Source organism: Rothia sp. HMSC065C03, assembly GCF_001837295.1.
Lineage (GTDB): Bacteria > Actinomycetota > Actinomycetes > Actinomycetales > Micrococcaceae > Rothia.
Genome location: NZ_KV832006.1, coordinates 357251 through 374533 on the forward strand (window position 1 = coordinate 357251; position 17283 = coordinate 374533).

General features: G+C 59.6%; 14 protein-coding genes. All 14 read left to right on the forward strand.

Annotation, left to right across the window (positions count from 1 at the left end):
* The first annotated feature begins 517 nt into the window (after nt 1-517).
* Nucleotides 518-1522, forward strand: a complete 1005-nt coding sequence (gap, locus tag HMPREF2605_RS07110) for a type I glyceraldehyde-3-phosphate dehydrogenase (protein WP_049327141.1) — start codon at nt 518-520, stop codon at nt 1520-1522.
* Between the two features lie 345 nt (nt 1523-1867).
* Nucleotides 1868-3091: a phosphoglycerate kinase gene (gene pgk, locus HMPREF2605_RS07115; RefSeq protein ID WP_070830725.1), complete on the forward strand. Its 1224-nt coding sequence runs from the start codon at nt 1868-1870 to the stop codon at nt 3089-3091.
* Nucleotides 3092-3528: 437 nt separating this feature from the next.
* Nucleotides 3529-4119: a DUF6318 family protein gene (locus HMPREF2605_RS07120; RefSeq protein WP_070847572.1), complete on the forward strand. Its 591-nt coding sequence runs from the start codon at nt 3529-3531 to the stop codon at nt 4117-4119.
* Between the two features lie 79 nt (nt 4120-4198).
* Complete coding sequence (locus tag HMPREF2605_RS07125; RefSeq protein ID WP_246828185.1) at nt 4199-4987, forward strand: DUF6318 family protein; 789 nt, start codon at nt 4199-4201, stop codon at nt 4985-4987.
* Nucleotides 4988-5472: 485 nt separating this feature from the next.
* Nucleotides 5473-5649: a hypothetical protein gene (locus HMPREF2605_RS09550; RefSeq protein ID WP_168167595.1), complete on the forward strand. Its 177-nt coding sequence runs from the start codon at nt 5473-5475 to the stop codon at nt 5647-5649.
* Between the two features lie 44 nt (nt 5650-5693).
* Complete coding sequence (locus tag HMPREF2605_RS07130; RefSeq protein ID WP_070847576.1) at nt 5694-6287, forward strand: DUF6318 family protein; 594 nt, start codon at nt 5694-5696, stop codon at nt 6285-6287.
* Nucleotides 6288-6289: 2 nt separating this feature from the next.
* Complete coding sequence (locus tag HMPREF2605_RS07135; RefSeq protein WP_070847579.1) at nt 6290-7168, forward strand: DUF6318 family protein; 879 nt, start codon at nt 6290-6292, stop codon at nt 7166-7168.
* A 69-nt stretch (nt 7169-7237) separates the two neighbouring features.
* Nucleotides 7238-7828 carry a hypothetical protein gene (locus tag HMPREF2605_RS07140; RefSeq protein ID WP_049345376.1) on the forward strand — a complete coding sequence of 197 codons (591 nt, stop codon included), beginning with the start codon at nt 7238-7240 and terminating at the stop codon, nt 7826-7828.
* A 244-nt stretch (nt 7829-8072) separates the two neighbouring features.
* Entirely contained in the window at nt 8073-8849 is a 777-nt protein-coding gene (gene tpiA / locus HMPREF2605_RS07145) for a triose-phosphate isomerase (protein WP_049353119.1), read from the forward strand.
* Nucleotides 8850-9062: 213 nt separating this feature from the next.
* Nucleotides 9063-9527, forward strand: coding sequence for a hypothetical protein (locus tag HMPREF2605_RS07150; protein WP_049354610.1), 465 nt, complete (start codon nt 9063-9065; stop codon nt 9525-9527).
* A gap of 108 nt (nt 9528-9635) precedes the next feature.
* Nucleotides 9636-9893 carry a preprotein translocase subunit SecG gene (secG, locus tag HMPREF2605_RS07155; protein ID WP_005506130.1) on the forward strand — a complete coding sequence of 86 codons (258 nt, stop codon included), beginning with the start codon at nt 9636-9638 and terminating at the stop codon, nt 9891-9893.
* A gap of 188 nt (nt 9894-10081) precedes the next feature.
* Nucleotides 10082-11491 carry an SWIM zinc finger family protein gene (locus HMPREF2605_RS07160; protein WP_070847581.1) on the forward strand — a complete coding sequence of 470 codons (1410 nt, stop codon included), beginning with the start codon at nt 10082-10084 and terminating at the stop codon, nt 11489-11491.
* An 82-nt stretch (nt 11492-11573) separates the two neighbouring features.
* Nucleotides 11574-14324: a DUF6493 family protein gene (locus tag HMPREF2605_RS07165; RefSeq protein ID WP_070847584.1), complete on the forward strand. Its 2751-nt coding sequence runs from the start codon at nt 11574-11576 to the stop codon at nt 14322-14324.
* Between the two features lie 79 nt (nt 14325-14403).
* On the forward strand, nt 14404-17283 hold a 2880-nt coding region (locus tag HMPREF2605_RS07170), incomplete at its 3' end, for an endonuclease (RefSeq protein ID WP_070847587.1).

The following is a 17283-nucleotide window of genomic DNA, read 5'->3' on the forward strand; positions in this document are numbered from 1 at the left end:
CCGTATAATGCGCCGCGGGCGACACGAAACACGACACGAAAACTGTGTGCCGGGAGCGTATTTAACCCGTTTTGAGGCTGTGGTGTGTCTTACGTTGGGCTCGTCTGTTTTCGCGTGAGAAATTGCACTGCGTGCGAGCTCATGGGGCGTCATTGAAACCCATTCGCAGGTGAAAGGGTATTTTTTACCCTCAGATTTTGCCTTGATATGGCGCGGTTTTTAGTAAATGTGTGTTTCATGTGTGTTTATGTTGCCGTGACCGTATCGCAACATTTTCTAAGCATGAACACAACGCAAACCAACAGAAAACAACGGGTTTTTGCTGGTTTTTATGGCGCAACTCACAAAAATTTCTCGATATAACACACCAAAACACACACAAACTAGGGTAGGATTATTACCAACAACGGCGGAACGCACCGGGCAACATAGAGCACGGACAAATCCGACTAAACCAGAGCCCACAAGGCATCGGATTTGTACACCGCCACCAACGCACTGACAAGGAGATACTCCAGTGACTGTACGCGTAGCAATCAACGGCTTCGGCCGCATCGGCCGCACCTTCTTCCGCGCAGCTCAGACCGAGGGCGTCGGCTTCGAGATCGTCGCAATCAACGACCTCACCGATGTTGAGACCCTGGCACACCTGCTCAAGTACGACTCCATCATGGGTCGCTTCAACGCAGAGGTTGAGGTCAAGGAAGGCGCGCTGGTTGTTGACGGCAAGGAAATCAAGATCCTCGCTGAGCGTGACCCCCAGAACCTCCCCTGGAAGGACCTGGGCGTTGACGTAGTCCTCGAGTCCACCGGTTTCTTCACCGAAGGCAGCAAGGCAAAGGCACACATCGAGGCTGGCGCTAAGAAGGTTATCCTCTCCGCTCCCGGTAAGAACATCGACGGCACCTTCGTCATGGGTGTGAACGACGACCAGTACGATGCAGCTAACCACCACATCGTCTCCAACGCATCCTGCACCACCAACTGCCTCGCTCCGATGGCTAAGGTCCTGAACGACGCATTCGGCATCAAGCAGGGTCTGATGACCACCATCCACGCATACACCGCTGACCAGCGTCTGCAGGATGCTCCCCACCGCGACCTGCGCCGTGCACGCGCAGCAGCTGTGAACATGGTCCCCACCTCCACCGGTGCAGCAGCAGCTGTTGGCCTGGTTCTGCCCGAGCTGAAGGGTAAGCTGGACGGCTTCGCAGTCCGCGTTCCCACCATCACCGGCTCCATCACCGACCTGACCTTCACCGCTGAGCGCGAGGTCACCGTTGAGGAAGTCAACGCAGCAGTCAAGGCAGCAGCTGAGGGCCCCCTGAAGGGCATCATCAAGTACAACGAGGATCCCATCGTGTCCAAGGACATCGAGGGTGAGCCCATCTCCACCGTCTTCGACGCACCGCTGACCAAGGTCATCGGCGACCAGGTGAAGGTTATCGCTTGGTACGACAACGAGTACGGCTACGTTGCACGCCTCGTGATGTTCACCAACAAGGTTGTGGCATCCCTCTAAGCCCCAATAGGCTTACGACGCTCACTGAGTGTAAGCGTCACCCCGCGTAACTAACGCATAGTGAACCCCGGCACCACCGCATTAAGCGGGGGAGTCGGGGTTTGCTGTACCAAGACTCTTGTGTGTGGGTCTTGAATAAATCACTGAAAAACGTATAAACATACTATTTTCCGGGGCTCTTTTTGAGTCAAAAATACCGTAAGAAAATAGGTTTTAGAGAAAGTGAATATCCGCGGTATTCTGCGGAGAAACACCTTATAAAAGCTATTTTTTAGGCTGTCAAACACCCTAATGTTCGGTATGATGGAAACGGTATATAAACCCACCTATCCAGGAGGAAATCCTATGGCTAAGGCACTGTCCGAACTGCTCGAAGAAGGCGTCGCAGGCCGCCACGTTCTCGTCCGTTCCGACCTGAACGTACCCCTGAAGGACGGCGTTGTCACCGACGACGGCCGCGTCCGCGCATCCCTGCCCGTCATTGAGAAGCTTGCCAAGGCTGGCGCACGCGTTATCGTGACCGCACACCTGGGCCGCCCCAAGGGCAAGGTCGACCCCCAGTACTCCATCGCACCGGCAGCTGCACGCCTGGCTGAGCTGGCATCCGTGCCCGTGAAGGTTGCAACCGACCTGGTAGGCGAGGACGCAAAGGCTAAGGCAGCAGCCCTGGCTGACGGCGAAGTTCTGGTTGTTGAGAACGTCCGCTACGACGCACGCGAGACCTCCAAGGATGACGCAGAGCGCGGCGAATTCGCTGACGAGCTGGTCGCACTGACCGGCGAGAACGGCGCATACGTGAACGACGCATTCGGTGCAGTTCACCGCAAGCACGCTTCCGTCTACGACGTTGCTAAGCGTCTGCCCGCATACCTGGGTGACCTGGTGAAGAAGGAAGTTGACGTTCTGGCTAAGACCCTGAACGACCCCGAGCGTCCCTTCGTTGTGGTCATGGGTGGCGCTAAGGTTTCCGACAAGCTCGCCGTGATTGACAACCTGATCGGTAAGGCTGACACCATCCTCATTGGTGGCGGCATGGGCTACACCTTCGCATACGCACAGGGCTACGAGGTTGGCCAGTCGCTGCTGGAGAAGGACCAGGTCGACAACGTTCTGCGTTACCTGAAGGAAGCTCCCGAGAAGGGCACCGAGATCATCACCGCAGTGGATGTTGTCTGGGCTGACGCATTCTCCGCTGACGCTAACACCGAGATTCGCCCGATTGAGGACCTGACCGGCGGTAAGCTTGGTGCAGAGGCTGAGGGTCTGGACATTGGCCCCAAGACCGCTGAGATTTTCGCTGAGAAGATCAAGGGCGCAAAGACCATCTTCTGGAACGGCCCCGTTGGCGTGTTCGAGATTGCTCCCTTCGCTGAGGGTACCCGCGCGGTTGCACAGGCTATCGTCGACTCTGACGCATTCTCCATCATTGGTGGTGGCGACTCCGCATCTGCAGTCCGTAACCTGGGCTTCAAGGATGAGCAGTTCGGCCACATCTCCACCGGTGGTGGCGCTTCCCTCGAGTACATTGAGGGTAAGACCCTGCCCGGCCTGGAGGCACTGGGCGCCTAATCTGGGTGCACAGATTTAGTACACGGTTTTAGTGTAAGGAACCCCCGCTGGGGCGGTATTTTGGTACCGTTCCGGCGGGGGTTTCTGCATGCCCGCTCATGCCCGGATAATCCTGCGCGGGCAGGGGTGGGGCTGTTTCCTGGCTATATGCTGTGGATTCCCTGGGTGTGCGGCTTGTGCTGGGGAGGGTTAGAGGTGCCTCTAATAGACTGGAAATGTAGAGGTTCCCGGCGCTCCCCCACGGTACCCATATGGTTACCGCGGGGGAGCGAAGCAGGGGACGCACGCACCTCTACCGACAAGCAAATACAGGCAAGCAAATACAGGCGGGCGAAGGTGCCCAGCCGTGGAGCCCAGCTACCCGCGAGTAGCCCAGAACCGCCTCGGCAGCTCGCGAAAATGGTCGCTAGTGAACATTGAATCCAGGGAGGGAAAGAATGCCCATAGACACTCAAGCGCTCTTTGACGAAAAAGACTACACCGGAACATACCCGTATGTAGCCGACTGCGTAATCGGGCCCTACACACCCGCAAACCGGGACCACCCCGCCTACTCGGCACCCGCCCCGGGCGTGAGGTACACGCCGAATGCTTACAAGGTGTCAAACCTGCGCCCCTACCTGGGCTACTACTACGCCTGCCAAAACTACATGATTCTCGCCTCGGAACCGGCAGTTCTGCGGATCGACAATATCAGCGAAGAAATGTTCTTCCCCGCCATTCAGGACCTCTACGAAGAGGGTAAAGGCTGGGTCATCACGCCTGCCTCTAAGGTTCTGACCATGAACCTTCTGGAGGGGCAGCCGCGCCTCATCGACGAGACGCTAAAAATTGTGGAATGGAACGTGCGGTTCGATATTCTTCCCGAAGTTAAGGTGTACCGCAAAGACACAAACCAGGTGTACCCCATCACTGATTTTGATACGCGCGGCCTGATCCGTGACGGCGCAATACACGGGACTCTACGCACACAATTCACGAATGAGTGGAGGCCCGTCCAATTCATCCCAGAAAATAGTTTGAGCTAGGAGAGGGGAGAGCAACATGACGAATAACTTTGGTGGACCCGGATACGGCGGACCCGGATACAACGAGCAACGAGCGCTCATGAGGTCTATGATTTCTCGCGCCAAGTTTATACGAGCTGGCGTGTTCGCCGGTGCCGCCCTCGTCGCGATAGGTTTTGGCTGGGGCACTAAACTGCTCAACGGGACGGGCTCGGAGTCCCAGGCCGATAAGAAGCGTGACCAGGAGTTTGTGCGCCTGGAACCCACGGAGAAGTACGATGAGCTCCACAGCTTGGGGCCTTCCTCCGGGCCGCTGGTTTATACGGCATTCGAACGTAAGGGGCGCTTCATTCCTGCCACCGAGGCGCAGGCTGCGCAGAACGTGCCGTACCCTATTCAGCAGCCCGGAATGGATAACTACGACCGCGCTGGCTTGTACGCATTCTTGGCGTACTTCTTTGCGTCGATGAATTACTTCTACCACACGGGCGATACGGAGCCTCTTTCTAAGGTCACGGACCCGGAAAAGGTGCTGCACCCCGAAATTCTTCGCCTGTACAGGGAGAAGCGCGGATGGGTTATTTCGGCTGATAAGAATGTGCTGAGCGCCAATGTTGCTGATGATCTTATCGCCGGTGAAAAGGCTAAAAATACGAGCCGAAAAATCCTGGTGAGCACCCTGTACACGACTAAGGCTAAGGACCTTGCGTTTTATGTTAAGGAGACGGGGGAGAAGCAAGATATCCGCAAATATTTGAAGTATCTGGGGCGTTTCTCGCTGGCTGTGGAGCATCTGCGTGGGCAGTGGGTGATTGTGGTTGACCGCGACGGCTACAGCAACCGCAACACCTACGAGCCGATCTACCCGCAAGGATTCGGGCAGCTGTAGTTTTTCTAGAAACCCCCGCCGGGCAGTACTTTCGGTACTGTGCTGGCGGGGGTTTCTTGCTGGGCTTTCCCGGTGGGCTCTTCGCGGCTGACTATGGGAGGTGGAAGCAGAGGGAGGTGGAATCCGTCCTACTGAGTTCGTGTGCAGAGTGTGCGTGTGTTACCTTGAGGTGTGGGCGAGGAAGCTCGTTCACCGTCACATCAACTTCAACTTCCGGAAGCTAAATATATGGTTACTTTTCAGGCGTATGCCGTCCCTGTACCTTTTCAAGGTGAGTACGCTGAGGTTCTCACGACGGGGCTCTCACGATGCTGCTCAAGCATCTAACTCAGACAAGTCAGATGTTTACTCGCTAAAGGTATTTATTCGTTTAATGATCTCATTTGTTATCTGAACAATGAGTGTTCTTCTTAAGCTGGTGCATTAGATATTTTAACTCACAACAAATGTAGACGGAATTGTCGATATATGGAGACGCCTATTTTGTGTATCGCGATACCGGTGAAGTGAAATATTTTCGGGATATGTTCTACACTGACCGCCACCCAAGCATTTCTTTCTACGGTGAATTTTTGGATGGACGCTGGGTAAGCGTTGACGAAAATCTGCAAGGTGATCTCTTATTGCCCAAGGGTGCTTCTGTTGCTGGATATACGAAATAGAGACGAATTTTGAAATGTTTGCCGTAATCTAAGGAGGGATAAATATGACCGAGAAGATAAATAAGCCGTTTTACGACGATAAGGATTATCGGCGTGAATATAAATTACGTGAGACTGATCTAATTGGAATCTATACCCCGGCAAACCAGCAGCACCCTGCATATTCTGCGCCGCCACCCGACTATGAGAACGCATTCAGTCGAGACATGACATCGCAATATTTGAAATATCATTGCGAGTATTACTTCGCATGCCAAAACTATATGCTTTTGGCATCCGATTCGCGCCGCCTCGAATATGCAATGACCGCCGAAGAACTATTCTTCCCCGCCATTCAAGACCTTTTTGAAGAAGGGAAAGGCTGGGTTATTACCCCCAACCAACAAATCCTGACCATGCATATCCTTGAGGCGCAGCCGCGCATCCATAACGAAGAACAAAAAATCTTCGACTGGAACGTCAAATTCGACATCCTCCCCGAAGCTAAAGTCTTCCGCAAGGACACCGGGCAGCTACAGCCCATCACTGACTTTGATACGCGTGGACTCCTCCGCGACGGAGCAATCCACGGCACCCTGCGCTCGCGTTTCCTCGATCCCGGATGGGATATTCACTTCATCCCTGAAAAGGAGGTATAACCATGGGACCCCAACGTAAGGAACAGGAGACGAGCATCCAGCAGAACTCCTCCCAGGAAGCTCATCCGGTATCTTCTGGTCAGCTACTTGCTCATCAGTCGGAGCCGCGAAAGCCCCGTTTTTCTCGTCGTGCCCTCGCAATAGCAGGCGTGGGCACCCTCGGTGCTCTCTTCGTTGGTCGACAGACCGGTATCCTCGCCACCAATGAGGAAAAGCAAGAAGCACGTCTTTTCAAACGAGATAAGGTACTGGCTTCCCTTGAGCCGGCTGAGAAGTTCGATGAGCTTGTCAAACAGGGTGATTCAACCGGTCTGCTTGTCTACACTGCCTACGAGCGCAACGGCAGGTACGTGCCCGCCACCGAAGAACGCGCCGCCCAGAATGTACCCTACCCCGTTCTGCAGCCGGGAATGAATGAGTATAACCGCGGTGGTTTCTATATTTTTCAGGCGTACTTTTATGCCGCCCTGAACTATTTCTACTACACCGGAGATACCAAACCGCTCTCTGAAGTGATCAATCCGGAAGAGATTATTTCTCCGGAGCTTCTTCGGCTCTACCGGGAAAACCGCGGTTGGCTTATTGCTAATCAGGATGTGTACCGTGTACAGGTCACGATTCCCGGTATCGGTAGACGTCAACAGAACAGCCGTAATATCAGCGAATACCAAGCAAGGCGACGTATTCGCGATGAGGCTGTCTTCTACGTATCCGAAACGGGGGAGAAGCTACCCATCGATAAGTTCTTGAAGACCGGTGAGGAAGAATACGCTTTCCTCTGTGCGGAGCACCTGCGCGGCCGTTGGGTGCTGGTGGAAGACGATAAGGACGCCACGCCGCTGTACCCTCCGGGATTCTCCCTCGAAGGGCTAGAGGTGTAAGAACCCACCTTCCCGGTAGTCGCACGATATCACCGATAACCACACCAGACCAACCACCCTAGGAGACATATGGAACAGTCGCCCCAGAACCCCGGAGCACCCGCACAGGGGAGCGCCGTGCAGGGCAGCCCCTTGCCGGAGAATACGGCGCAGAGCAATGCTGTACAGGAAAACACCGTGCAGAACAACGCTGCAGAAAGCACCACGGTAGAAGCTACTGCAGTACCTACCGCAACCGCCCTCCAGAGTCCCGCGCAAGACCCCGCCGTAGATGGTGCCGCATCCGCGGCTCCTGCCGAGGCGGTAGCACCCGCGCCCGCAGAGCCTAAGCGCATGGGCCTGTACTCGCTTATCTGCCTCCCCACCGGCGGCTTCACGGCCTTCTTCATTGCAAATAGTCCCTACCTCTGGATGTATTACGCCTATTGGGAATCTTCCTCGGTAGCAACGGCTACTCTCATCATTTCGTTTGTTGTTTTGCTGTGTGTCTGCTTCACCTACTGTGCTCTTGCGGCGCTCATCGTTGAGAAGATCGCTACCCGAAAGCTGCCTTGGGGTCGTTCCCTCGCCATAAGTGCGCGCGCTACCGCGCTTCTTGTGATTGTTTTGACGATTGTCTTTTTCTGCTACACCTCGTACCTTCTCCGAGGCGGCTACTAACACACCGTAGACAAACATCACCGGCAGAATACCGGCAGGGTAGAGCCCCCTAAGCTCCACCCTGCCGGTACTTCGTATCCGGGGTTCCGCGCAATCAGCGAACGCGGGGTGAGAATAGTCAAGGCACAGCATAAAACCGCGCCGAACCAGTGAAAATATGCCGCCAACCCTCTAAAATAGAAAAGGAAAATTCCGAACAACAACCCCGCCCGGCATACCGCGCGGGAAAGCTAAGGAGCGAACTATGTCGCGTAAGCCCCTCATCGCAGGCAACTGGAAGATGAACCTCAACCACGCAGAGGCAGTCACCCTCGTCCAGAAGCTCGCATGGACCCTCGACGACGCAAACTTCAACTTCTCCGCAACTGAAGTAGCCGTCTTCCCGCCCTTCACCGACATCCGCTCCGTGCAGACCCTCGTCGAGGGCGACAAGCTGGACATCCTCTACGGCGGCCAGGACCTCTCCGTCCACGACTCCGGCGCATACACCGGCGAAATCTCCGGCGCATTCCTCTCCAAGCTCGGCGCAACCTTCGTGCTCGTCGGCCACTCCGAGCGCCGCACCTACCACCACGAAAGCGACGAGCTGTGCGCAGCAAAGGTCCAGGCAGCATACAAGCACGGCCTGACCCCCGTCCTCTGCGTCGGTGAGCCCCTCGAGGTCCGCGAGGCAGGCACCCACGTCGAGTACACCCTCGAGCAGCTGCGCGGCTCCATCGCAGGTCTGACCGCAGAGCAGGCAGAAACCCTCGTCATCGCATACGAGCCCGTCTGGGCAATCGGCACCGGCAAGGTCGCAACCGCAGACGACGCACAGGAAATGTCCGCAGCAATCCGCGCAGAAATCGCTAAGCTCTACTCCGCAGACGTTGCAGAGAAGGTCCGCGTTCTCTACGGCGGCTCCGTCAAGTCCTCCTCCGCACCTTCCATCATGGGCAAGGAAGACGTGGACGGCGTGCTCGTCGGCGGCGCATCCCTGCAGGCTGACGAATTCGCAGCAATCGCACGCTTCGACGCATAAAACCCCGACGCACCACAGCGTCTCATAGCGTTACAGCGCCCGGCGGGTACTCATCCGACCGGGCGCTGAACCATTTAACCGCCACCGGAGATAGCGGTGGATGTGCGAGGCGGGTGCATGAGGCGGGGGAGAAGAGCCGGGCGCGTTCGCCCCTAACCGCAAAACCCGCCCAGAATACGCCGACCCCGCGGTTCGCCCCGTACACTTAACGGCATGTTCAGCTTTGGTTTTTCCCTGGTCATCGCGGCTCTCGTCGGCATGATCCTATACAGCTACCTGCGCAACCGCAAAGTGAGTACCCCGCGCCTACCCGGCAACGACGGCGGCAACATCGGCTACGCAGGCGGCGCAGAATACCAGGAACCCTCGCCCGAATACCAGTACTTCGAGAGCCGCCGAGAAGCATTCCTCGACCAGCTCTACAGCCGCACCTCCTCACCGGAAATCCCCGTCACCCTCACCCTGCGCGACTGGGTAGACCAGGGCTTCTACGCTGAAGGAGGCGCCTACTGGGCAGCCGCGCAGCAGTTCACCTACTACCTCATCGACGGCGGATACGTGCGCGCCTACGACACCGAAGGCGACGAACTCACGGCCCAGCGTGTGCTCACCGACCGCCCCGCAGCACTGCAGCTGACCCCCAGCGAATACCAGCGCCGCAGCAACCGCGCCGCGTAAAAAGCCGCCTCAACGTGACCGAATGGCGGCTGTAGCGTATAGTTAAACCCGTCTGTCTGCGCCCCGCAGCCCAGGCACCCCACCAGAAGACAACGAAGGAAGGTCCCCATGGACGTTATCATGAACGTACTCATGGTCATCATCGCCATCACCAGCGTGATCGCAGTAATGCTTGTGCTGCTCAACCGCGGTCAGGGCGGCGGCCTCTCCGACATGTTCGGCGGCGGTATGACCAACTCCCTGAACTCCTCCGGTATGGCGTCCAAGAACCTGATCCGCCTGACCGTCACCGTGATCGTCATCTGGGTTATCGCAGTGGTCCTGTACGGCCTGGCAATGCGCTTCAACGGCCAGATTGTCGTCTAGTCGCCTCTCATCAGAGCCCACGCCCACCCCATCAAGGGTGAGCCAAATAGAGCTTCTCCCCGGCACTTCTCAACCGAGAATGCCGGGGATTTTTTATGCACCAAACGGCAATGACGAAAGCGGTAGCGGGGCGCGAATCTTTACGGCATGATAGGACGTATACACCACATACGAAAGGCAAAGAAGCCATGAGCGCCTACACCCTCGACTACACGTACACCGCACCGTCAGCCCTCATCGACGGCGCCGACTCCCGCGCGCTCAGCCTCGCCACCAGCGGCGGCAGCACCCCCGAAGGCGCCGCCTCCCACCCGTACTTTTTCTCCGGGTTCCTCGAACGGGCAGACGTCTACGCCACCGCACTGCTCGTCGTCGCCAGGGTCGCCCGCACCCGCTTCTACGTACCGCCCAGCTCCCTCGCCGGAGCCCTACGCGCCGCAGACCCCGTCGTCACCAGCACCGCCGAAGGCCTACGCTTCGAATCCTTCAGCGCCTGCTGCGGAGTGTACGCGCGCCTCGACGTTGACTCCAGCGCACTCGACGCCAGCCACAGCGCCGTAGGTGTCACCAACGTAGACGTCAACCCGCCCCTGCGCGCCGCGCTCGCCTCCCTGCGGGCGGGGGAGCCCATCCACCTGAACGTTGGCGACGACGGGCTGCTCACCACCACCCTTGACGGCTCCGTCATGGAAGAAAAAGTGCCGCTACCCATCCGCTGGCTCAAAGGCTTTGCAGAAACGCAGATGCTCTCATCCCGCATGAGCCCCGTGCACAGCCTGGACGCTGCTGCCGCCCGAACCTTCATCCACTCCCTGCCTCGTAACTCCAGCACCAAGGCGGTGCTGTGGGCGACCCGCGCCGTGCGTTCCCTGCGTCTTGCCACCCGCGCCACCGCCGGATCCGTATGCGTGGCGGGCCCCGAACGTCTGCGCGTGCTTGAGCCGCTCATCCGCCACATTCAGCGCCTGGACGCCTACAGTGAGCCCGTGACCGCCGGTAACGCGCCCGTGCCCAGCGTGTGGGTGGCGCACCTGCCCGGCGCGCGCCTGAGCATTGGTCTGAGCCCCGAAAAGTCACGCGGGTTCTCCGGTGAGGGATCCGTGCTGCAGGCGCTGTCTAACCCGAATACCGCCCAGAACGCCGACATGCTCAGCGTGCTGCTCTCCTTCGAGCCGCGCATTGACGTGCCCGTCATGTCTGCCCGCGCTGGACTGGATGAGGCGGCAACCCGTGACGCCCTCGCCCTCCTGGCTTCCTCCGGTCAGGTTGGTTTTGACGCGCATGCTGGCGAGTATTTCCACCGCCCGCTGCCCGTGCATCCGGAGGCGCTGACCGCCATGCACCCGCGCCTGGTCGGCGCGAAAAAGCTTGCCGACTCCGGCGCTATTGAGCGGGTTGGTGTGGGGGAGCACGGCACCGGTGAGTACAGCGTGCGCAGCGGTGAGAACACGTACACCGTGGTGTTGCCCGCCGACCCGTACGCTGTGGAGGGGTACCTCTGCTCCTGCCCCTGGTGGTTGAAGTACCGCGGTACGCGCGGCCCCTGCAAGCACGCGCTGGCGGTTAGCATTCTCTGCCGCGAACACGCCGCCGGCTAGGGTAAACGCCCCGACACACCACGCACCGTACTAAAAGACGACGCCCCAAAAGCTCCCCTCAGCTTCCTTCCGAAAGACCACCATGAGCAAACGCCCCGAAACGCACACCTTCCCCGAAGGGGTCATCACCGAGCCGCTCCCCGGCGAAGTCATTTACCCGCTCCTCAGGCAGCAGAAAACCTGGAGCGACATCATGCACTTCAACCACAACCTCGCCAACATCCTGGCGGTCGGCGGCACCCTCGAACAGATTTACCGCCGCTGGCAGTACTTCGACATTGTCACCACCCCCTACGGCTCCCAGCTCGGCAAAAACACGCCCGGAACCGTCACGCAGGACCGCGTGAAAGCCTTCGCAGAGTTCGGCTGGTTCACCGGAGGCGTTGCGATGCGCCTAGCTGAGCTCTACGGCGGGGCGCGCCTCGAACACAACGAGGAATACTACACCGCCCTCATCAACTGCGACCGCGAGCTGATCCTCCCGCTGCTGCGTGAAGATCAGCAACTGCGTGAAGAGCTCATCTGGGGCATGCTCGCCGTCGAAGGTAACCGGGACGTATCCCTCACCCAGCGCGACTCCTACAAGCCCGCACAGAAGGTCAACAACCCCGGCTGGTCCTGCGCCCTCATCGAAGCCACCGAAACCGGGCTGATTAGCCGCGACCGCCTCATTGACGCGCTCTTAAGCTCCCTCATGAGCGACTTCCCGGCGTACCGGGTCGGCTGGTTCTCACGCCTGGTCACCGGGCTCAAACTCACCGCCGAAGAAATCGCGGCACGTCAGAGCGAATTTCTGACGCTTTTCTCCTCGCCCATCGGTCCGAGCGTAACCCTCGGCGTGCAGCATATTCACCGCCTCTGGAGCAAAAACCCGCAGGCGCTGGATGCCGCCGCCTTCGCCTACGCGGCACCCGCCGTATGCGCCGGAACCAAGGCAAACGCACTCAAAACCCTGAGCATGCTCCAGGCGCTTTACCGGGCGGGCACCCTCGACGCTGCCGCCTGCGAAGACGCGGTGGTCATGGCGCTCAGCCACACCCACGCGCAGGTTCAAGCCGCCGCCCTCACACACCTCGAAGAATGGGTGAAGGCGGGCGCCGCAGACGATGCGAGCGCTGAGACTATCGTGTTTGCCGAGCGCGCCCGCGAACTCTACCGCGACTACCGATCCCAGCTGGATCCGCTTGTCGTGGCGCAGATTCAGGAGAACGGCTCGCCGCTGCTAGAAGAGACGCGCGACCCGGAGAATGGACAGGGGAGCGGTGCGGAAAGCGCCCTCACTGAACCTGCAGGCATTGAGGCCGCCGCCTCCCGAGCCGTCATCCACCGGTACTGGGACACCCCCGTGCGCCCCGTTACCGCATCTGACGTGCAAGAACGCGCCCGTGCGCTCCTGCACCACCAGGTCGCGCCCTGCGCCACCCCCGATACGCTCAACGAAGCAGACCAGCCCGAAACGCACGCCGGATGCGAGCTGGAGCTGGAACTGCTCACCGCCTACCTGCTCAGTACCGACGGCACCGCGCAGAGCCCGAACCTGCTCGAACAGCTTGTTCCCCTCTGCCTGAAAAAGCTGAACCACTGGGGCCTGGATTGGTTCGACATGCGCGTGCATTTGACGGTTCTTGCCGCCGCCGGGAAGCTGCGTGAGCGCGAGCAGGCATCGGAGATGACCCAGAGGGAAGACCCCGGTACGGTGCCGAACCTGCACTACATGTACTCCCGTCACGCCGCGTTCTTCAGCACCGGCTTCAAGGATGCCCTCGGCGTGTTGAAGAGCAGGCAGAGCTACACGCCGCTCGCCACCCCTGAACTGTTCGGTGGGTGGGTGCATCCGGATACCCTGGTGCGCCGGTACGTCAAGAACCTGGCTGATGGAGCCCCCATCCTGCGCCCGGATTTCACGGCGGCGCTGTTGCGTGTGCGTGTGCCGGAGGTGTTGCCTCCGTACGCTACCGATGAGCAGCGACAGGACGCACAGAGCCGTCGCGCTGAGGCGCTGACCCTGCTTGAAAGCCTCGAAGAGCAATACGTGAAGAACGCCGATCAGGATGCTCCGCGCTCTGCCCCTACCCAGGTTCGTGTGCTCCGCTCCGCCCTCGACGGCACTCTCGCCACCGGGCGCGTCAACCCCTACCTGGAATCCATCACGGTAGCCCAGCGGGAAAAGAGCTGGGGCCTTCAACTGAACGGGGTGATGCACGGTGCTTCCACCCCGGAGCTGAACGCTTTCCGCGGCCTCGCCACCGCCCACCACGACGAAGAAGGACAGTACGCCCTGCTCTACCCCTCACGGGCAGAGCCGCTGGCTTTCTACTGCGCTAGCAGCAACTGGTACGTCTTGGATCACAGTGCCTTCGACCGCGGGCTCTACCTGGCTTTGGCGGCGCATCCCGGCGTGTGGGGGCCCGCCTGCGCGTTCGTGTTCGCCGCGGGCTTCTCGGAGCAGCGCGTCGAAATTCGTTCCCTCGCCGTGGAAATCATGCACCGCGTGCTGGACGACCAGCTCAGCCTTGAGGACGCCACGGCAGGGTTCGTGAACTTTGTGCCGCTGGCGATGCTGAACCGTTGGGCTCTCGCCCTGACCGACTTCGCCCAGCTGGATGCGCGGGCGGCGGTGCGTTTCTTCGCGCGCCTCATACCGCATCTGGATACCGGGGCGAACTCGCTCGGTAAGCTGCTGGGCGCTTTCAGCCAGGCGTTGGCGACTCTCGACTCCGCCACCCGTGCGGAGCTGGTGGATGAGCCGCTTCGTGCCTGGTTGGGTTCGCTGACCGGTTCTTCGCAGAAGGCGCGGTATGCCCGGAATATCCTCAAACAGGTGCAGGGCTAAAACGTTCATATCGCACCCGTTCAACACTTCCGTTCAACTCTTCACGACCATTCACCATCAACTCTGAAAGCAGGTACCGATGACTGATACCGCCCAGCCGCATAACCCTAGCGAGCACGGCGCTGGTGAGCACAACGCCGGTGGACATAACGCAGGTGAGCGTACCCTCGAAGAGCGCCGCGCCGCCCTCAAAGCCCTCATGGCGGCAGAATCAACTGACGTGCAGGAATACCATGCCGTCATCAGCGGCTCCACCGAGGAGGAACGCGCCTCCCTCGCCCGAACCCTCACCCCCAGGAGCGTGATCGGTAGCGACTACATTAACCGCACCCCGCTCGCCGCATACGTTGCCGGGGCGCTCGTGCGCACCCCCGACGGCGACCCGTGGGAATACCACCGCTCCGCCGGTCGCGCCATGCGCACCCTGCTCTGGGAAGGTAAACCCGATCAGCAGCTGATTGACGCGTTCCTGCTCGGCGCCACCGAACGCCCCGAGGAGTGGATTCTGCGTTTTATTGAGGGCCTCCCGAACTCTTGGGCGCGCTCGAAGAAGATCTGGGAAACCTGCTACACGCTGCTTCGCGCCCGAAACCTGAGCTGCGATGCCCCCGAATACCTGGTCCTTTTCTTCCACGAGGCCCTGCCCTGCGTGAAGAAGGACAGCGCGAGCAACCACGCCCAGCTCAAAACCTTCTTCACCCGTGACATGACCCTGCTCGACCAGGAATTTTGGGCGGTCTTCCGCACCGAAGGGGTGCTCTTCAAGGGCTACGGCAACTACATGGGCGAAAGCGCGGAACTGTGCCGCCTCATGGGCGAATACTTCGACATTCGCGACGAGATTCTGGACGCCCTGCTACGCGGCCTGACCAGCGATTTCAGCGCATTCAACTCGGCTGCGTTCCACTCCGTCTACACCGATTTGCAGCCCACCGACGCAGAAAACCGGGCACGCTTCGGGCAGCTCATGGCTGTCCTCACCGCAGAGCCCAGCGCCTCCGTCGGATTCGCCCAGACCATGCTGCAGAACGTGCTCAAAGCCTGCGCACCCGCCGCCCTGCAGAAGACCCCCGACCTGCAGCCCCTCGAACAGGTCGACCTGGAACAGCTCATCGACGCACTCGGCGCGAACCTCTACCGCACCGAAAAGAAGATTCAGCGCGGTGCCCTGCGCCTGCTCAAGCTCATCGCCACCCAGTACGCCGGCGTGAGCAAAGCCAAGCGTAAGAAGGCGCAAACCGCCGAGCAGGTGGCGCTCGCCAACTATATTGCTGATCGCGTCCTCGAAGCCTACGAGGTGCTGCCCCTGGAACTGCGCGGTGCGGCGGAAGCCTGCCTGCCCGAAGACCGCCTACCCCAAGCGGAAGAAGGGGAGGCGGCGGGCGCCTCCGTAGAGGTGCCGCCGGTGCTATTGCCCGGTACCCCGCGCCATGAGTCGTTCACCCCCATTGCGGATCTGGACGAGTTCTGCGCCCTGCTGATCGAGGAATCGAACACCACCTCCGGCCGTGTGGCGGGGGAGAAGAGCCCCCGCGCTACTGGTGAGAACCTGGTGCGTCTTTACCACTTTGCAGCAACTGGGCAGCTGGCACCGGTGGATCAGCAGCAGCTTCGTACCCTGCGCAAGATTGCCAGCGAATATTACTACAACAACGTTGCGTGCATGCCTGTTCTCCGCGCAGTATTGAAAGCTAACGCCGAGGCCATGGGGTGCAAATCCTGGGAGCTACCCGAGCTGACGCCGCTCCTGCAGTATTCCGACCGTAGTGAGATGGTTGCACGAGCTCGCCCGAGTAACGCGCTCTTGAGCAAGGAAGAGATGATACGTCTAACTATTCAGAATAAACACCATCTCTGGAATGCTGACTACAAGCCGTTGAAGGGTTACCGTGACCTCTATGAGATTTTCCGCGAGCAGATGCGTGCCGTCGCCGCAGGGGGAGAGTACCACACGGAAGGACGCACGGTGCGTCTGCTGAGCGCACCACTACCCGCCCGTCAGCTTACCTACAGCGACTGGACTTATCGCACTGTTTCTGGCCTGGATATGCCCTGGAGCGGCTTCAACCGTGGTCTCGACAATGATCGAGTCTGGGAATACCAGGATGCCAGCAGGTCGGGTCGTCTCCGCGAGGCCGGCTTCGAAAACTTTAACGTTGAGGAATTCGTGAAGTACCAGCCCATGTGGCAGGTCAAGGGCGACATCGTGGATACCGCAGATGAGGCGCGCGAGGCGCTGAGCCGCGCAACCGCTGGCATGAGCCCCGAGGAAGCCATCGCCTACGAAGCTCTTAACACCGCCTTGATTCCCTTCGTGTACCTACTGAATCTCGATAGCGTCGATGGGTGGCGGGGCGACTATATTATCGTGCTCACCGAGTGGGCGTCCTGGCTGCTTCAGAACAACCCGGACCTGCTCTCGGCATACTTCCTGTTCGCCGCTTCGCAGTGCATTGAGGAGAAGACCATAACCCCCGTCCCCGTGCTGATGCGCGCGCTGAGGGATTCCACCGTGCAGGTGGGCGCCCCGACCTGCACCCTGCTCGGCTATGTGGCGAGCGCGAAGAACCCTGAGTACCGTCTGGCGGCGGCAGAGGCCATTGCGGCACTCTTTGAGGCGGGCCTGCTGGATACAGGAACCTTCGCAGAGACCCTGAAGTGGGCTCTGGAGGACGGGATGGTCCTTGCGAACCGCCTGGTGGCGACCCTGCGTGAGGTGTCGGCTATTAGTCCGCTGGCGGGTTGGCGTGTGTTGCAGGTTCTGCGTCTGCTGCTGCCGATGGTTGGTGGGCTGACGAAGGGCGGCGACTATGTGCGCCTGGCGGTGGAGCTTGCCGAACTGTACGGCACACCGGTTGAGATTCCCGCCGAGCTGAAGCCGAAAATGAAGGGCTCTACCGTGCTGGCGAAGAGCCTGCGCGCCCTGGCTGCGGTGACCCCGCGCGTGACTGAGGAGGCG